We start from the raw sequence: 15,435 nt of genomic DNA, 5'->3' as shown, positions 1-15,435 counted from the left end.
TTAACGGCTCCTGTTTAAGTTAAGACTTCGTTTGTTCAGACTGTGCGCCAGCGGCTGCTTGATCCTGACCTTTATTATCTGCTGCCACTTCCTGCGCCTTCACCTGAACACCGGGTTTCACTTTTTGCAAACCGGTTACAATTACGCGATCGCCATCTTTCAGCCCTTCAGTGACTAACCATTTGTCACCAATCGCTTGTGTTGCAGTGATATTGCGAACTTCTACTTTGTCGTCTTTACCAATCACCATTGCGGAAGCATCACCACGCGGTGTACGAGTCACACCTTGTTGCGGCACTAACAACGCATCTGGATTGGTTCCTTCTTCCAGTTTCGCGCGAACAAACATGCCTGGAAGCAAAGTTTTGTCCGGGTTCGGGAAGATGGCACGCAAAGTAATAGAGCCGGTGGTCTGGTCAACCGTCACATCAGAGAACTCTAAAGAGCCTTCCTGAGCGAAAGTGATACCGTCTTGAGTGACCAACTGGACTTTCGCTTTACCGTTTTCTTGTTTCAGTTTGCCGTCAGCCAGTTCTTGCTTAAGACGCAAGAAATCATTGCTGGACTGGGTTACATCGACATAAATCGGGTCGAGCTGTTGAACGGTTGCCAAAGCTGTTGCCTGGCCGCTCGTAACCAGCGCACCTTCTGTCACAGAAGATTTACCAATACGACCGCTAATAGGCGAGGTCACTTTGGTATACGCAAGATTGATACGAGCAGATTCAACGGCGGCTTTAGCGGCAACGACGGAAGCATTTGCCTGTTGAGAATCGGCAAGCGCGGTGTCGTAATCTTGTTGACTGATGTACTTAGTACCCAAAAGTTTCTGATAACGTTTAAGCGTCAGCTGAGCAATGTTGGCACTTGCCTGTGCTTTAGCGAGGTCGCCTTTGGCGCTGTCATAAGCCGCCTGGTAGGTTGCAGGATCGATTTGGTACAGCGAAACGCCAGCTTTAATTTCACTACCTTCTTCAAAGTTGCGTTTCAGAATGATGCCACTTACCTGTGGACGCACTTCTGCAATACGATATGCGCTGGTACGGCCTGGTAGCTCTGTAGTTATCTGCAAAGGAGCACTTTTCAAAGTCACCACACCCACTTCCGGGGTATGTGGGGCACTCTGTTGTGTCTCTTTGTCATTACATCCTGTAAGCACTAAGCTGCCTGAAAGCATCAGAACGGCCGCCAGAGGCGTAAACCCTCTGTTTTTGTTCATATGTAAACCTCGAGTGTCCGATTTCAAAGTTGTTCAATGGATCAAGTGTCCACAAACCCATTGCTGCGTTTATATTATCGTCGTGCTATGGTACATACATTCACAAATGTATGTAAATCTAACTACCGTTATTTCACCCACTTATGGCACGAAAAACCAAACAACAAGCACTAGAGACCCGCCAACATCTTTTAGATGTTGCAATCCGCTTGTTTTCCCAACACGGTGTTTCCGCAACTTCGCTGGCGGATATCGCAAAGGCAGCTGGTGTCACCCGTGGTGCAATCTACTGGCATTTCAAAAATAAGTCGGATTTGTTTAATGAAATCTGGGAGCTAACTGAGTCCAGTATTGGTGACTTAGAAACTGAGTATCAGGCAAAATTTCCTGACGATCCACTTTCTGTTGTCAGAGAGTTACTTATTTACATATTACAAGCAACTGTCACCGATGAACGCCGTCGCCTGATGACTGAAATCATCTTCCATAAGTGTGAATTTGTCGGGGAACTGGCTGTTTTACAACAGGCCAGGCGCGAACTTTATATGGAAGGTAATGAAAGAATCGAAAGCAGTTTGCAGCGTTGCATTGATGCAGAAATGTTACCAAAAAACTTACGCATCTCCCACGCCGTTATTCTCCTTCGTAGTTATATCACTGGGCTAATTGAAAACTGGTTAGTTGCGCCCGACAGCTTCGATCTTCATGGCCAGGCGGAAGACTACGTGGCTATATTATTGGAAATGTTCCAGAACTGCCCAACGCTGCGCTCTATCCCACAATAAAAATAAGCATATTAGGGTAATTCTGAACATAGTTGACCAAGGCTTTTCCGAAAAGACGTGGTAATCTTGCGGCTCGTATTTCGTCTTTAACTCGCCTACTTTTTCGGCCTGTTTTTAAACACTGTCAAACTATGCCGCAACTCTTGTGTTCACTGTATTCACGTCGTATTTCTGCGCAGTTTTTACTTATCACATTCCTCAGCCTTTTTTGTGTGCTGGCGCAGCCAGTCTGGGCGAAAAGTAATTCCAGCGATCTCCCAAGCCGCGAAGAAATTCAAAACCAGCTCAACGCGCTGAATAAGCAAAAAACGCTGTCGCCCAATGACAAACTCACTCAGCAAGACCTCAACGAAACGCTTGAGGCGCTGGACAAAATTGATCGGGTCAAGGACGAAACGGCAAAGCTTCATCAGCAGGTCACCGAAGCGCCAAAAGCATTACGCAAAGCGACTGAAGCATTAAATGAACTGAAAAATCAGGCCGAGAATCAGGCCAATGAAGAGGCCGAAATTGAAGCGCTGAGTTTGCGCCAGCTCGAGACGCGTCTGAATGATTTGATGACGGATTTGCAAAACTCGCAAAGCGATTTAGCCACCTGGAACAGCCAGCTAATTTCTCTGCAAACCCAGCCTGAGCGGGTGCAGAACGCCATGATGGCGGTATCGGCCCAGCTTGAAACCATTCGCAACCGTCTGAACGGGGTGACTCCAGGGGCGGTGGAGCTGCGTCCAAGCCAGCAAACATTGTTGCTGACTCAGCAGGCGTTGCTTAATGCACAACTCGATCAGCAGCGCGATAGCCTGAAAGGCAACACCATTTTGCAGGATACCCTGCAAAAGCAGCGTGACTATACCAACGCCCACATCAATCAGCTTGAGCACACGCTGCAATTGTTGCAAAAAGCGGTCAGCAGCAAACGTTTGACGCTGACTCAGCAAACGGCGCAGGAAGCCATCGACTCCGAAGACACGGTTAAAATTCAGCAAAACCCGTTGGTAAAACAAGAGCTGGATATCAACCATCAGCTCAGCCAGCGCTTGATTGACGCCACGCAGCATGCCAATGAAATGGTGCCGCCGAGTATTCGCATCAAAAACACCCTCGACCGTGCGCTGCAATCTGAGCGTAACCTCAAAGAACAAATCGCAGTCCTGAAAGGCAGCCTGTTGTTGTCGCGTATTCTTTATCAACAGCAACAACAAAACTTGCCGTCGGCGGAAGATACCGAAGACCTGACCAACCGTATTGCGGATATCCGTCTCGAACAATTTGATGTCAACCAGCAGCGTGACGCGCTTTTCCAGCCTGACGAACTGGTGCAGAAAATAGAAGATGGGCACACCGATGAGGTGACGCCTGATGTTCACGACGCGTTATTACAAATTCTGGATACGCGCCGCGAATTGCTCGATCAACTGAACAAACAGCTCGGCATGCAATTGATGCTGGCCATCAATTTGCAGAACAATAAGCAACAACTGCAAAACGTCACCAAATCGCTCGATCAGATTCTGACTGAGCAAATTTTCTGGGTGACCAGTAACAAGCCGATGGACTGGGACTGGCTGAAATCTTTGCCTTCCTCGTTGCGCGACCAGTTTAAAAACGCCCGCCTTAACTTTAAAGGGCCAGAAAGCTCGCTGAAAATCATCGCTATTTTGTTGTTGATGATTCCGGCGCTGTTGATTGCTGGCGTAATACGCTGGCGCTTTAAAGCTATCGACCGTTACCTCGAAAAACAGGCGAGTCGAGTAGGGCAATTACGTAATGACAGTCAGATGCTGACGCCGAAAGCGATAGCCCTCACGCTGGTGAAAGTGCTGCCTGGCGCGCTGGTCATTTACGCGATAGGGCTGGTGTTTGCTGGCATGGAAATGAACATCAGCGAGTCCATGCTGGCGTTTTGCAAACAACTTTCCCTGTCGTGGTTAGTGTTCGGCTTAACCTACCAGGTGCTTTCCACCAATGGCGTTGCCGTCAGCCACTTTAATATGGCGCCGCAATTGTGCAGCCACTATCGTCGCCAGCTTGTGCGCATCGGTTGTGCGTTGTTGCCGCTGTTATTCTGGTCGGTACTGGGTGAACGTTCGCCGTTGCATCTGGTGGAAGATGCGCTCGGGCAGTTGATTATCTTCTTCAACTTGCTGCTGATTACCGCGCTGGTATTCCCGATGTGTCGCGAAAACTGGCGCAACAAAAACAACCATACCATTCAGTTGTTTACCGTCACCATGATGGGCGTAGTGCCTGTTATCCTGATGGTGCTGACAGCGATGGGGTACTTCTATACCACGCTTCGCCTGGCAGGGCGCTGGATTGAAACCATCTACCTGATTCTTATCTGGAACCTGGTTTATCAAACCGTGTTGCGCGGGTTGAGCGTTGCAGCACGCCGCATGGCTTATCGCCGCGCAGTATTGCGCCGTGAAAACCTGGTGAAAGAGGGCGCAGAAGGCGGCGAGCCGGTAGAAGAGCCACCGCTGGCACTCGACCAAATCAACCAGCAAACCATGCGTCTGGCGATCATTGCGCTGTTCGCGCTGTTTGCCATTGTGTTCTACACCATTTGGTCAGATTTGTTCGGCGTATTCGGTTATCTCGATAGCATCCAGTTGTGGAACTACAACGGAACGGAAGCCGGTGCTGCGGTGGTGAAACACGTCACCATGGGCAGCCTGTTATTTGCGGTTATTGCCTTCGCCGTTGCGTGGGTGCTGATTCGCAACTTACCGGGCTTGCTGGAAGTGCTGGTGCTCTCGCGTTTGCAAATGCGCCAGGGCGCGTCGTACGCCATTACCACCATTCTTAACTACGTGATTATTGCCATCGGGGCGATGACCATCTTTGGTTCGCTCGGGGTGTCGTGGGATAAATTGCAATGGCTGGCGGCGGCGTTATCAGTTGGCCTCGGCTTTGGTTTGCAAGAGATATTCGGGAACTTCGTTTCAGGTCTGATTATCCTCTTCGAGCGCCCGGTGCGAATCGGCGATACCGTTACCATCGGCACCTTCTCCGGTAGCGTTAGCAAAATCCGTATTCGTGCCACGACGATTACCGACTTCGACCGCAAAGAAGTGATTATCCCGAACAAAGCGTTTGTCACGGAGCGCCTGATCAACTGGTCGCTGACCGATACCATCACCCGTGTGGTGATTCGCCTCGGCGTTGCGTATGGATCCGATCTGGATAAAGTGCGCGAGATCTTGCTCAAAGCGGCTCACGATCATCCGAAAGTGATGCACGATCCGGAGCCGACGGTGTTCTTCACCACCTTCGGGGCCAGCACGCTCGATCATGAATTGCGCTTGTATGTGCGTGAACTGCGCGACCGCAGTTACACCGTTGATGAGCTGAACCGCAGCATTGATCGTCTGTGTCGTGAGAACGGTATTAACATCGCCTTCAACCAACTGGAAGTGCATTTGCGTAATGATAAAGGCGATGAGCTAACCGAGGTGAAGCGCGATAATAACGGTAAATCAAACGGCGGCGACATCGTCCCGGCGCAGTAAAAACTAGCGGGGAGTGTTCTCTTCCCGCTTACGCAAAAAATCCTGACGGACAATCTCCAGCGCGGCAAGCGCGGTTTCCGTCGGGATTTCATGTTGTTCCAGCAGCATAATCAAATCGACCGCCAGTTTGACTTCCTCTGGTGCGTTATCCAGCGACATTTCATCCATCCATTCAAGTAAGTTATTGGGGAATAGCGTTAGCTTAGCCCACGTTCGCGGCGTTCTATCGCTCTTTCAATACGTGTTAATGCCTGGCGACAGCGCTGCAAGCGGCCTTCGAGTGCGGCCAGCTCCTTCTGGAGTTTTTGCTGCCCGGCGAGCGTGGTCTGAATAGAAAGCTGGCTTTCGCGATCGCTGATCATAATCTGGATGCGGCGTTCATAATCCTGATGCGTCGAAAGCTTTTCATATAAATTCTCTGCAACCACGGGCTGCGGATCGTTTTTGCGCATCTTCACAGTGGCAATTTCACGCTGCAAAGCCGCAATTTGTGCCACCAGCTTTTCGGCAATATAGGCAACTTGCTCCGTGCGGCCCACTTTCACGCTAAGCTGTAGCTGTGCAAGATTTGCCTGAACTTCGGTCAGATAATCTTTGAGCTGCGTGCTGTGCGTGGAAAACAGCTTACTATCGAAACGGGCTTGTGAGGCGCGTTGCAGCGAGATAGGGGCAATGAGTTGCGCGAGTTCCGCGACGCGAACATCCAAAGCTTGTAACAGCGCAGCGGTTTTCACAAAATGACTCTCCAGTGGTGCATCCAGGTGTAAAGACGGAATGAATAAAGCATGAAGCGGACTATTTTAATCATCATAGGTTGGCTGGCGGTAGTCCTTGCGACGTTAGGTGTGGTGCTGCCTTTACTTCCGACCACCCCATTTTTACTGCTGGCAGCCTGGTGCTTCGCTCGTTCATCGCCGCGTTTCCACCATTGGTTATTGTATCGCTCATGGTTTGGCAGTTACATCCGCCATTGGCAAGTTCATCGCGCACTGCCACCGGGCGCCAAACCCAGGGCGTTGATTTTCATCGTGTTAACCTTTGCGGTCTCTCTTTACCTGGTCAACATTCTTTGGGTCAGGCTACTATTATTGATGATGATGTGCGCACTGCTGTTCTTTATGTGGCGCATGCCGGTAATTGACGAAAAGCAACAAAAGCCATAAAGCGCATTTGCGGTGGTTGCAATTGTTGGTGCCAGCCAGTAAATTCGACCGTTTTCGAGCACGGTATGACGGTTTAATAAACAGTCTCGTGCTTTGTTAGAACCATGTTTTTAGCAGGCATTAATTATGACCGCGACTGCGCAGCAGCTTGAATATCTGAAAAACAGCATCAAAAGCATTCCAGACTACCCAAAACCTGGGATCTTATTCCGTGACGTTACCAGCTTGCTTGAAGATCCGAAAGCTTACGCCACCAGCATCGAATTATTAGTCTCACGCTTTAAAGACGCCGGTATCACCAAAGTAGTGGGTACTGAAGCGCGTGGGTTCTTGTTTGGCGCACCGGTTGCGCTGGAATTAGGTGTTGGCTTCGTGCCTGTTCGCAAGCCAGGTAAACTGCCACGCGAAACGATCGCTGAAAACTACGAGCTGGAATATGGCACCGATCAGCTGGAAATCCACGTTGATGCTATCCAGCCGGGCGACAAAGTTCTGGTGGTAGACGATCTGCTGGCGACCGGCGGCACCATTGAAGCGACCGTGAAACTGATCCGCCGCCTCGGTGGGGAAGTGACTGACGCCGCGTTTATCATCAATCTGTTTGATATTGGTGGTGAGCAGCGCCTGGAAAAAATGGGCGTGAAAAGCTACAGCCTCGTCCTTTTCCCGGGTCACTAAGTTCAGCCTCAGCTCTATTTTCAGAAGCCTCGCCCACAAGGTGAGGCTTATGTTAGCATTACCCCCTCAATTCACACCCGCGATGTAGAGCCTATCTCGTATGAGCTACCAGGTCTTAGCCCGTAAATGGCGGCCACAAACTTTTGCTGATGTTGTCGGCCAGCAACACGTTCTGACTGCGCTGGCTAATGGCTTATCCATGGGCCGAATCCACCACGCCTATCTCTTTTCCGGGACGCGCGGCGTGGGTAAAACATCCATCGCTCGCCTGCTGGCGAAAGGGTTAAATTGCGAAACCGGCATCACTGCCACCCCTTGCGGCGTGTGCGATAACTGCCGCGAAATAGAACAAGGTCGCTTTGTTGACCTGATTGAAATTGATGCCGCCTCGCGCACCAAAGTAGAAGATACCCGCGACTTGCTGGACAACGTTCAGTACGCCCCGGCGCGTGGCCGTTTCAAAGTCTATCTCATCGATGAAGTGCACATGCTCTCCCGCCATAGCTTCAACGCCTTGTTGAAGACGCTGGAAGAGCCGCCATCGCACGTTAAATTCTTGCTGGCGACCACCGATCCGCAAAAACTGCCGGTCACCATTCTTTCTCGCTGCCTGCAATTCCACCTGAAAGCGCTGGATGTCGAACAAATTCGCCATCAGTTGGAACACATTCTTGGCGAAGAAAAAATCCCCAGTGAAACGCGCGCGCTGCAACTGCTGTCTCGTGCCGCAGATGGCAGCCTGCGTGATGCGCTAAGCCTGACCGATCAAGCCATCGCCAGCGGTGATGGGCAAGTGACGACCGCCGCCGTCAGCGCCATGCTCGGCACGCTAGACGACGACCAGGCGCTGTCGCTGATTGAAGCGATGATTCAGGCCGACGGCGAGCGCGTGATGAGCTTGCTTAACGATGCCGCCGGGCGCGGCGTCGAATGGGAAGCGCTGCTGGTGGAAATGCTGAGTTTGCTGCATCGCGTGGCGATGGTTCAGCTTTCGCCTGCCGCATTGGGCAGCGACATGGCCGCCATCGAACAGCGTATGCGCGAGCTGGCGCGAGTCGTGCCGCCTGCTGAAGTGCAGCTTTATTATCAAACTCTGCTGATTGGCCGCAAAGAGCTGTCCTGGGCACCCGATCGCCGCATGGGTGTTGAAATGACGCTGCTGCGCGCGCTGGCGTTCCATCCACGCAAGCCATTACCTGAACCCGAGCAACCGCGCCAGGCACCGAGTATTCCGCTGGTCAACCCTGTTCCGGTTCGCCAACAAACATCGGCCCCGCCGCCACGGCAAAGTGAAACGCCGCTGCCAGACACCACCAGTCAGGTGCTGCAAGCGCGAACCCAGCTCATGCGTCAGCAGGGAGCCAACAAAGCAAAAAAGAATGAGCCGGCAGCGCAAAATTTAGCGCGGCCGGCGGCAAAAAACACCGCACTGGAACGTTTAGCCTCGGTCACCGAGCGCATTCAGTCCCGGCCCGCAACAGTAGAAGAAAAACCCGCGCCGAAGCCAGAGGCTTATCGTTGGGTATCGCAGAACGTTTCTGATGCGGTAGAAGAACCGGTCGCGACGCCAAAAGCGTTGAAGCGTGCGATGGAGCATGAGAAAACGCCGGAACTTGCGCAGAAACTGGCACTCGAAGCCATTGAACGCGACGGCTGGGCAGCTGAAATTAGCCAGCTCGTGTTACCCAAGTTAGTGCAACAACTGGCGCTCAATGCCTGGAAAGAGCAGGACGGCAACCGAGTTTGCCTGCACTTGCGCCCGGCGTTGCGGCATCTCAACTCGCCAGCGGCCATGAAAACCCTGGCTGACGCGATGAGTGCTTTTAGTGGCGAAACTGTTGAGCTGACTATTATTGAAGATGATAATCTCGCACAACGCACCCCGCTGGAATGGCGTCAGGCCATCTATGAAGAGAAGCTGGCGCAGGCGCGGGAATCTATGAGTGCTGACAACAACATCCAGACGCTGCGTCGTTTCTTTGATGCGGAACTGGATGAAGACAGTATTCGACCTATTTGACAGACCGGCCCGTCCGGTTTGTTGTAAACCCTGATAGCCGATAATCGTACACTGCGATTAGTCGGCCCGAGCAAAAGAGAGAAGACTATGTTTGGAAAAGGCGGTCTGGGCAACATCATGAAGCAAGCCCAGCAGATGCAGGAAAAAATGGCCCAGGTTCAGGAAGAAATCGCCCAAATGGAAGTCACCGGCGAATCAGGTGCTGGCCTGGTCAAAGTAACCATCAACGGTGCTCACAACTGCCGTCGCGTGGAAATCGATCCAAGCCTGATGGAAGACGACAAAGAAATGGTTGAAGACCTGGTTGCTGCGGCCTTCAACGATGCCGCTCGTCGTATCGGCGAAGCGCAGAAAGAGAAAATGGCTGGCGTGTCCAGCGGTATGCAGTTGCCGCCAGGCTTCAAAATGCCATTCTAATTTTCCCGTCATACTTCGCGTTGTGGGGGCGTTGGCTGCACTCACAAACCCCAGTCACTTACTTATGTAAGCTCCTGGGGATTTGCTCACTTGCCGCCTTCCCACAACGCGAATTATTTAGGGAAATTTGGAGATTTCATCGCTTTTGTAGGTCGGATAAGCGCAGCGTCATCCGACATAAAAACATACACGAATCACTCCTCCTCAAACCCCGCATAACTCTCCACCAGAAAATCAATCAACGCCCTGACCGCCGGTAACTGACCGCGCCGTGACGGAAACACCACGTGAATCACTTCTCGCCTTGTTCGCCACTGCGGTAACAAACGCATCAGACTCCCGTCCGCAATCTGTTTGTTAAGCATCAACATCGGTAACTGAACAATCCCCACGCCCGCCAGAGCCGCCGCTCGCAGCGCAATCATATCTGTCGTCACAAAGCGCGGTTTATGGTGCAGCGTCACTTCCTGGTTATCCGGCCCGAACAGACACCAGCGGTATACTTGCTGAGGTTTTGACAGCGCCAGGCTCGGCCAGTGCTGAAGATCGGCTGGCGACTGAGGCTGCGAAAATCGCGCCACCAGCTCCGGGCTGGCGACCAGACACATACTGCGATCTGCCAGTTTACGCATCACCAGATCACTATCTTCCAGCGGCAATGGGCGCACCCGCACCGCTAAATCGACGTTTTCGTTGAGCACATCAACCTGGCGATTCGTCTCCTCAAGTTGCACCGTTACCTGAGGATACAGCGTCATAAATCGCGCCAGCATCTCGCCGATATGCACATGCAGCAGCGCAATCGGGCAGGTCAGGCGAATTAACCCGCGTGGCTCAGCGCGCAACGTATTAATCGCTTCCTGCGCGGCTTCGGCTTCAATAATCATCGCTTTGCAATGGCGATAAAAAATCTGCCCGGCTTCCGTCACCGTAAAACTGCGCGTTGATCGCTGGATCAGGCGCGTCTCCAGGCTTTCCTCCAGCAGGGCGATACGGCGACTCAGGCGGGATTTTGGGATCCCGATGACGCGGCTTGCGGGAGAAAAGCCCCCGTTATCCACCACTTGCACGAAATACCACAGGTCGTTGAGATCTTGCATTGCCATTGTCCTGTATATGGAACACTGAGTTCATTTTCAGAGTCTACCGCGCCATTCGTCTTACGAGTAATCTTTATCTCAACAGAAATCGACACTCAATGGAGATAACGATGAAATCAATTCTTGGCGTTTATTCAGCACCGCAGTCCCACTGGGTGGGCGATGGTTTCCCGGTTCGCTCACTGTTTTCTTACTCAAAATTTGAAAAACAGCTCAGCCCATTCTTGCTGCTGGACTACGCAGGCCCGGCTGATTTTAAACCGAGCACCAAAGGCCAACGTGGCGTTGACGTGCATCCGCATCGCGGTTTTGAAACCGTCACCATCGTCTACAAAGGCGAAGTGGCGCACCGCGATTCCACCGGCAGCGGCGGGGTGATTGGCCCAGGCGACGTGCAGTGGATGACCGCCGGAAGCGGCATTTTGCACGAAGAGTTCCATTCGCCCGCCTTTAGCGAAAAAGGCGGCACCCTGGAAATGGTGCAGTTGTGGGTCAATTTACCGGCGAAAGACAAATCAACGCCGCCGAACTACCAGTCGATTACCTATGCGGATATTCCCGTCGTTCCGTTGCCAGATAACGCCGGTCAGGTACGCGTTATTGCCGGTGAAATGGACGGCACAAAAGGCCCGGCACACACGTATTCCCCACTGCGTGTGCTGGATATGCGACTGAACGCGCAAAGCGTAACAAATCTGACGCTGCCGGATGGCTGGAACACCGCGCTGGTAGTGCTCAAAGGCACCGTGCTGGTTAACGGCCAGGAAGTCGCTCGGGAAGCGCAGTTAGTGGTGCTGGATGCCAAAGGTGAAACCGTCACGCTGGAAGCTAACAACAACGCGGTTGTGCTGGTGTTGAGCGGTGAGCCGCTGAACGAGCCAGTAGTGGGTTACGGGCCGTTTGTGATGAACACCCGTGAAGAAATCAAAGAAGCGATTGATGACTTTAACCAGGGCAAATTTGGTCAAAAAGTCTAATTCACTCTGACGGCTACCGTTCTGGTAGCCGTTATTTTTCAGTAATTAAAAAGGATATGAAAATGACACCTGCAAACTTTAACGGACAAATTCCAACCATTGATGCGAACGACGCAGTAATGCTGCTTATCGACCATCAAAGCGGTCTATTCCAGTTGGTGCATGACATGCCAATGCCAACGCTACGCACTCACGCCACCGTGCTGGCTAAAATCGCCACGCTTGCCAATATTCCGGTCATCACTACCGCTTCTGTGCCACAAGGCCCGAACGGGCCGCTAATTCCTGAAATTCACCAGTATGCTCCACACGCTCAGTACGTACCGCGTAAAGGTGAAATCAACGCCTGGGACAACCCTGATTTCGTGGCAGCAGTCAAAGCAACAGGTCGCAACACCTTGATTATTGCGGGCACAGTGACAAGCGTGTGCATGGCATTCCCGGCGATTAGCGCGGTGGCAGAAGGTTTCAAAGTCTTTGCAGTGATTGATGCTTCCGGTACTTACTCCAAAATGGCACAGGAAGTGACGCTGGCGCGTGTCGTTCAGGCGGGAGTAGTGCCAATGGATACCGCAGCGGTAGTGGCTGAAATTCAGCATACCTGGAATCGCGATGATGCAATGGAATGGGCGAATCTGTGGGGCGGCGTATTTATTGAGTACGGCTTACTGATGGAAAGTTACCAGAAAGCGCAGGATGTTGTGACGAATCAAGAACAACTAGATTCTCAGCGCGGTTAAATAAATTCCCCCTTTGCGAGACATCGCGCAGGGGGAATATTTTTTCCTATACCGCCGCGCGGGGCTAATGTTAGCCTATGCTCCACTCTTTTTTCAGAAGTCTGAGCGATGCAAACCAGTCCTTTACTTACCACCCTTATGGAATCCCTGCGCTGCCTGCCAGGTGTTGGCCCTAAATCTGCCCAACGTATGGCGTTCGCGCTCCTGCAACGTGACCGCAGCGGTGGCATGCGTCTTGCTCAAGCACTAACTCGCGCGATGTCTGAAATTGGGCACTGTGCTGACTGCCGTACCTTCACCGAACAAGAAATTTGCGCCATTTGCGCCAACCCTCGCCGCCAGGAAAATGGCCAAATCTGCGTGGTAGAAACCCCTGCGGATATCCACGCCATTGAAGCTACCGGCCAGTTTTCCGGGCGTTATTTTGTGTTGATGGGGCACCTTTCGCCGCTCGACGGTATCGGCCCGCAGGACATCGGCCTGGATCGCCTCGAACAGCGCCTGGAAACCGAAACCATTAAAGAGCTGATTCTGGCGACCAACCCGACCGTTGAAGGCGAAGCGACAGCCAACTACATTGCCGAACTCTGCGGGCAATATGGCGTGGATGCCAGCCGTATCGCGCACGGCGTGCCGGTCGGCGGCGAGCTGGAAATGGTCGATGGCACCACGCTTTCGCACTCGCTTGCTGGACGTCACAAGATTAATTTCTAATCACTTGCGGGGAGGTTTTTAATCCTCCCGCTTGAAAACCCTCCTTTCTATCCTCATATCACCCTCAGCTTTTTAAAACCCCCTGCGTATTTTGAATTTGTTGAGGTATCAATGACCATGAAAGGACAAGAGACTCGTGGCTTCCAGTCTGAAGTGAAACAACTTCTGCACCTGATGATCCACTCCCTCTATTCAAACAAAGAAATTTTCCTGCGTGAGCTGATCTCCAACGCCTCTGATGCGGCAGACAAACTGCGCTTCCGCGCCCTGTCTCAAGCAGACCTCTACGAAGGTGACGGCGAACTGCGTGTTCGTGTCTCGTTTGATAAAGAAAAACGTACCCTGACTATTGCCGATAACGGCATCGGTATGACGCGTGACGAAGCGATTGACCACCTCGGGACTATCGCAAAATCTGGCACCAAAGCGTTCCTCGAATCCATGGGTTCTGACCAGGCGAAAGACAGCCAGCTTATCGGCCAGTTCGGTGTGGGTTTCTACTCGGCATTCATCGTGGCGGATAAAGTCACCGTGCGCACTCGCGCTGCGGGCGTTCCAGCGGATCAGGCTGTGTTCTGGGAATCTGAAGGCGCTGGCGAATACACCGTTGCGGATATCACTAAAGCGGATCGCGGGACTGAAATTACCCTGCACTTGCGCGAAGGCGAAGATGAGTTCTTAGACGACTGGCGTGTGCGTTCGACCATCAGTAAATATTCCGACCACATCGCGCTGCCGGTTGAAATCGAAACCCGTGAAGAGAAAGATGGCGAAACCATCCTCGGCTGGGAAAAAATCAACAAAGCGCAGGCTTTGTGGACGCGCAGCAAGTCTGAAATCAAAGATGAAGAATATAACGAATTCTACAAGCATGTGGCGCATGACTTCACCGACCCACTGACTTACAGCCATAACCGCGTGGAAGGCAAGCAGGAATACACCAGCCTACTGTACATCCCGTCGCAAGCGCCGTGGGACATGTGGAACCGTGACCATAAACATGGCCTGAAGTTATACGTGCAGCGCGTGTTCATCATGGACGACGCTGAACAGTTTATGCCGAACTACATGCGTTTCGTGCGTGGCCTGATTGACTCCAACGACCTGCCGTTGAACGTCTCGCGTGAAATTCTGCAAGACAGCCGCGTGACGCAAAACCTGCGTAGTGCGCTGACCAAACGCGTATTGCAGATGTTGGAAAAACTGGCGAAAGACGACAGCGAAAAATACCAGACCTTCTGGAAAAACTTCGGTCTGGTGCTCAAAGAAGGCCCTGCGGAAGATACTGCGAACCAGGAAACTATCGCTAAACTGCTGCGCTTTGCATCGACTCACACGGATTCTTCCGAGCAAACTGTCTCGCTGGAAGACTACGTGTCACGCATGAAGGAAGGGCAGGAGAAGATTTACTACATCACTGCCGACAGCTATGCCGCCGCGAAGAGCAGCCCGCATCTGGAATTGCTGCGTAAGAAAGGCATCGAAGTCCTGCTGCTTTCTGACCGTATCGACGAATGGATGATGAGCTACCTGACCGAGTTCGACGGCAAGGTATTCCAGTCTGTCAGCAAAACTGACGAATCACTGGAAAAACTGGCTGACGAAGAAACGCCGGAAGCGAAAGAAGCTGAAAAAGCGCTGGAGCCGTTCGTTGAACGTGTGAAAACGCTGCTGGGCGATCGCGTGAAAGAAGTGCGTCTGACGCACCGTCTGACCGACACGCCAGCGATTGTCACCACCGACAGCGACGACATGAGCACGCAAATGGCAAAACTGTTTGCCGCTGCGGGCCAGGCTGTGCCTGAAGTGAAGTATATCTTCGAGCTGAACCCGGATCACGGTCTGGTGAAACGCGTTGCGGATACTCAGGACGAAGCGCAGTTTGGCGAGTGGGTTGAATTACTGCTCGACCAGGCGCTGCTGGCTGAACGCGGCACGCTGGAAGATCCAAACCAATTCATTCGTCGAATGAATCAGTTACTGGCTTCCTAAGTTTAACCCTCACTCTGGTTTTCTCCTGTGGGAGAGGGTCGGGGTGAGGGCATTACCCGCCAACTAACCACACCTGAAATACCTGCCATTCTTGAGGTGAATACGCCTTTAATGGTAA

At 52.2% G+C, this 15,435-nt stretch carries 14 protein-coding genes and 1 other annotated feature; of the genes, 10 read left to right on the top strand and 4 right to left on the bottom strand.

Annotated features, from left to right (window positions below; translation table 11 throughout):
- Positions 1 to 19: 19 nt before the first annotated feature.
- Positions 20 to 1,219, bottom strand: a complete 1,200-nt coding sequence (gene acrA / locus D6029_RS06475; protein ID WP_120063968.1) for a multidrug efflux RND transporter periplasmic adaptor subunit AcrA — start codon at positions 1,217 to 1,219, stop codon at positions 20 to 22.
- Between the two features lie 143 nt (positions 1,220 to 1,362).
- On the opposite strand from acrA, the gene acrR reads away from it, so the two are divergent.
- Together acrR and mscK are read left to right on the top strand one after the other, a co-directional pair.
- Entirely contained in the window at positions 1,363 to 2,004 is a 642-nt protein-coding gene (gene acrR / locus D6029_RS06470) for a multidrug efflux transporter transcriptional repressor AcrR (RefSeq protein ID WP_120063967.1), read from the top strand.
- 131 nt (positions 2,005 to 2,135) lie between these two features.
- Positions 2,136 to 5,516, top strand: coding sequence for a mechanosensitive channel MscK (gene mscK / locus D6029_RS06465; RefSeq protein WP_120063966.1), 3,381 nt, complete (start codon positions 2,136 to 2,138; stop codon positions 5,514 to 5,516).
- 3 nt (positions 5,517 to 5,519) lie between these two features.
- On the opposite strand, the gene rsmS is transcribed toward mscK, so the two are convergent.
- Together rsmS and priC are read right to left on the bottom strand one after the other, a co-directional pair.
- On the bottom strand, positions 5,520 to 5,675 hold the full coding sequence (gene rsmS / locus D6029_RS06460; RefSeq protein WP_120063965.1) for a pleiotropic regulatory protein RsmS: 156 nt from the start codon (positions 5,673 to 5,675) through the stop codon (positions 5,520 to 5,522).
- Between the two features lie 38 nt (positions 5,676 to 5,713).
- On the bottom strand, positions 5,714 to 6,250 hold the full coding sequence (gene priC / locus D6029_RS06455; protein ID WP_120063964.1) for a primosomal replication protein PriC: 537 nt from the start codon (positions 6,248 to 6,250) through the stop codon (positions 5,714 to 5,716).
- Positions 6,251 to 6,301: 51 nt separating this feature from the next.
- Between priC and D6029_RS06450 the strand changes: the two genes are divergently transcribed.
- From D6029_RS06450 to D6029_RS06435, 4 genes are all read left to right on the top strand, one after another.
- Positions 6,302 to 6,679, top strand: coding sequence for a DUF454 family protein (locus tag D6029_RS06450; protein WP_120063963.1), 378 nt, complete (start codon positions 6,302 to 6,304; stop codon positions 6,677 to 6,679).
- Between the two features lie 126 nt (positions 6,680 to 6,805).
- Positions 6,806 to 7,357, top strand: coding sequence for an adenine phosphoribosyltransferase (apt, locus tag D6029_RS06445; protein ID WP_034493753.1), 552 nt, complete (start codon positions 6,806 to 6,808; stop codon positions 7,355 to 7,357).
- A 100-nt stretch (positions 7,358 to 7,457) separates the two neighbouring features.
- On the top strand, positions 7,458 to 9,377 hold the full coding sequence (gene dnaX, locus D6029_RS06440) for a DNA polymerase III subunit gamma/tau (protein ID WP_120063962.1): 1,920 nt from the start codon (positions 7,458 to 7,460) through the stop codon (positions 9,375 to 9,377).
- Positions 8,710 to 8,774 (top strand) — a sequence feature (DnaX frameshifting element). It overlaps the preceding gene by 65 nt.
- An 87-nt stretch (positions 9,378 to 9,464) precedes the next feature.
- Positions 9,465 to 9,794 (top strand): YbaB/EbfC family nucleoid-associated protein, encoded by a 330-nt coding sequence (locus D6029_RS06435; RefSeq protein WP_034458087.1) that lies wholly within the window; start codon positions 9,465 to 9,467, stop codon positions 9,792 to 9,794.
- A 194-nt stretch (positions 9,795 to 9,988) separates the two neighbouring features.
- Here D6029_RS06435 and D6029_RS06430 read toward each other — a convergent pair whose 3' ends face one another.
- Positions 9,989 to 10,894: a LysR family transcriptional regulator gene (locus D6029_RS06430; RefSeq protein ID WP_120063961.1), complete on the bottom strand. Its 906-nt coding sequence runs from the start codon at positions 10,892 to 10,894 to the stop codon at positions 9,989 to 9,991.
- Between the two features lie 110 nt (positions 10,895 to 11,004).
- Here D6029_RS06430 and D6029_RS06425 point away from each other — a divergent pair, with 110 nt between their 5' ends.
- From D6029_RS06425 to htpG, 4 genes are all read left to right on the top strand, one after another.
- Entirely contained in the window at positions 11,005 to 11,871 is an 867-nt protein-coding gene (locus D6029_RS06425; RefSeq protein ID WP_120063960.1) for a pirin family protein, read from the top strand.
- Positions 11,872 to 11,933: 62 nt separating this feature from the next.
- Positions 11,934 to 12,611, top strand: coding sequence for an isochorismatase family protein (locus tag D6029_RS06420; RefSeq protein WP_120063959.1), 678 nt, complete (start codon positions 11,934 to 11,936; stop codon positions 12,609 to 12,611).
- A gap of 108 nt (positions 12,612 to 12,719) precedes the next feature.
- A complete protein-coding gene (gene recR, locus D6029_RS06415) occupies positions 12,720 to 13,325 on the top strand; it encodes a recombination mediator RecR (protein WP_120063958.1) in 606 nt (201 codons plus the stop codon).
- Between the two features lie 117 nt (positions 13,326 to 13,442).
- Positions 13,443 to 15,317 carry a molecular chaperone HtpG gene (gene htpG, locus D6029_RS06410; RefSeq protein WP_120063990.1) on the top strand — a complete coding sequence of 625 codons (1,875 nt, stop codon included), beginning with the start codon at positions 13,443 to 13,445 and terminating at the stop codon, positions 15,315 to 15,317.
- The last annotated feature ends 118 nt before the right edge of the window (positions 15,318 to 15,435 follow it).

This window comes from Buttiauxella izardii (assembly GCF_003601925.1).
GTDB lineage: Bacteria > Pseudomonadota > Gammaproteobacteria > Enterobacterales > Enterobacteriaceae > Buttiauxella > Buttiauxella izardii.
This window is presented reverse-complemented; position numbering and strand designations above follow the sequence as displayed.

Coding starts and splice junctions, on each gene's coding strand:
- acrA (WP_120063968.1), bottom strand. CDS start 1,219: ATGAACAAAAACAGAGGGTTTACGCCTCTGGCGGCCGTTCTGATGCTT.
- acrR (WP_120063967.1), top strand. CDS start 1,363: ATGGCACGAAAAACCAAACAACAAGCACTAGAGACCCGCCAACATCTT.
- mscK (WP_120063966.1), top strand. CDS start 2,136: ATGCCGCAACTCTTGTGTTCACTGTATTCACGTCGTATTTCTGCGCAG.
- rsmS (WP_120063965.1), bottom strand. CDS start 5,675: ATGTCGCTGGATAACGCACCAGAGGAAGTCAAACTGGCGGTCGATTTG.
- D6029_RS06450 (WP_120063963.1), top strand. CDS start 6,302: ATGAAGCGGACTATTTTAATCATCATAGGTTGGCTGGCGGTAGTCCTT.
- apt (WP_034493753.1), top strand. CDS start 6,806: ATGACCGCGACTGCGCAGCAGCTTGAATATCTGAAAAACAGCATCAAA.
- dnaX (WP_120063962.1), top strand. CDS start 7,458: ATGAGCTACCAGGTCTTAGCCCGTAAATGGCGGCCACAAACTTTTGCT.
- D6029_RS06435 (WP_034458087.1), top strand. CDS start 9,465: ATGTTTGGAAAAGGCGGTCTGGGCAACATCATGAAGCAAGCCCAGCAG.
- D6029_RS06430 (WP_120063961.1), bottom strand. CDS start 10,894: ATGCAAGATCTCAACGACCTGTGGTATTTCGTGCAAGTGGTGGATAAC.
- D6029_RS06425 (WP_120063960.1), top strand. CDS start 11,005: ATGAAATCAATTCTTGGCGTTTATTCAGCACCGCAGTCCCACTGGGTG.
- D6029_RS06420 (WP_120063959.1), top strand. CDS start 11,934: ATGACACCTGCAAACTTTAACGGACAAATTCCAACCATTGATGCGAAC.
- recR (WP_120063958.1), top strand. CDS start 12,720: ATGCAAACCAGTCCTTTACTTACCACCCTTATGGAATCCCTGCGCTGC.
- htpG (WP_120063990.1), top strand. CDS start 13,443: ATGAAAGGACAAGAGACTCGTGGCTTCCAGTCTGAAGTGAAACAACTT.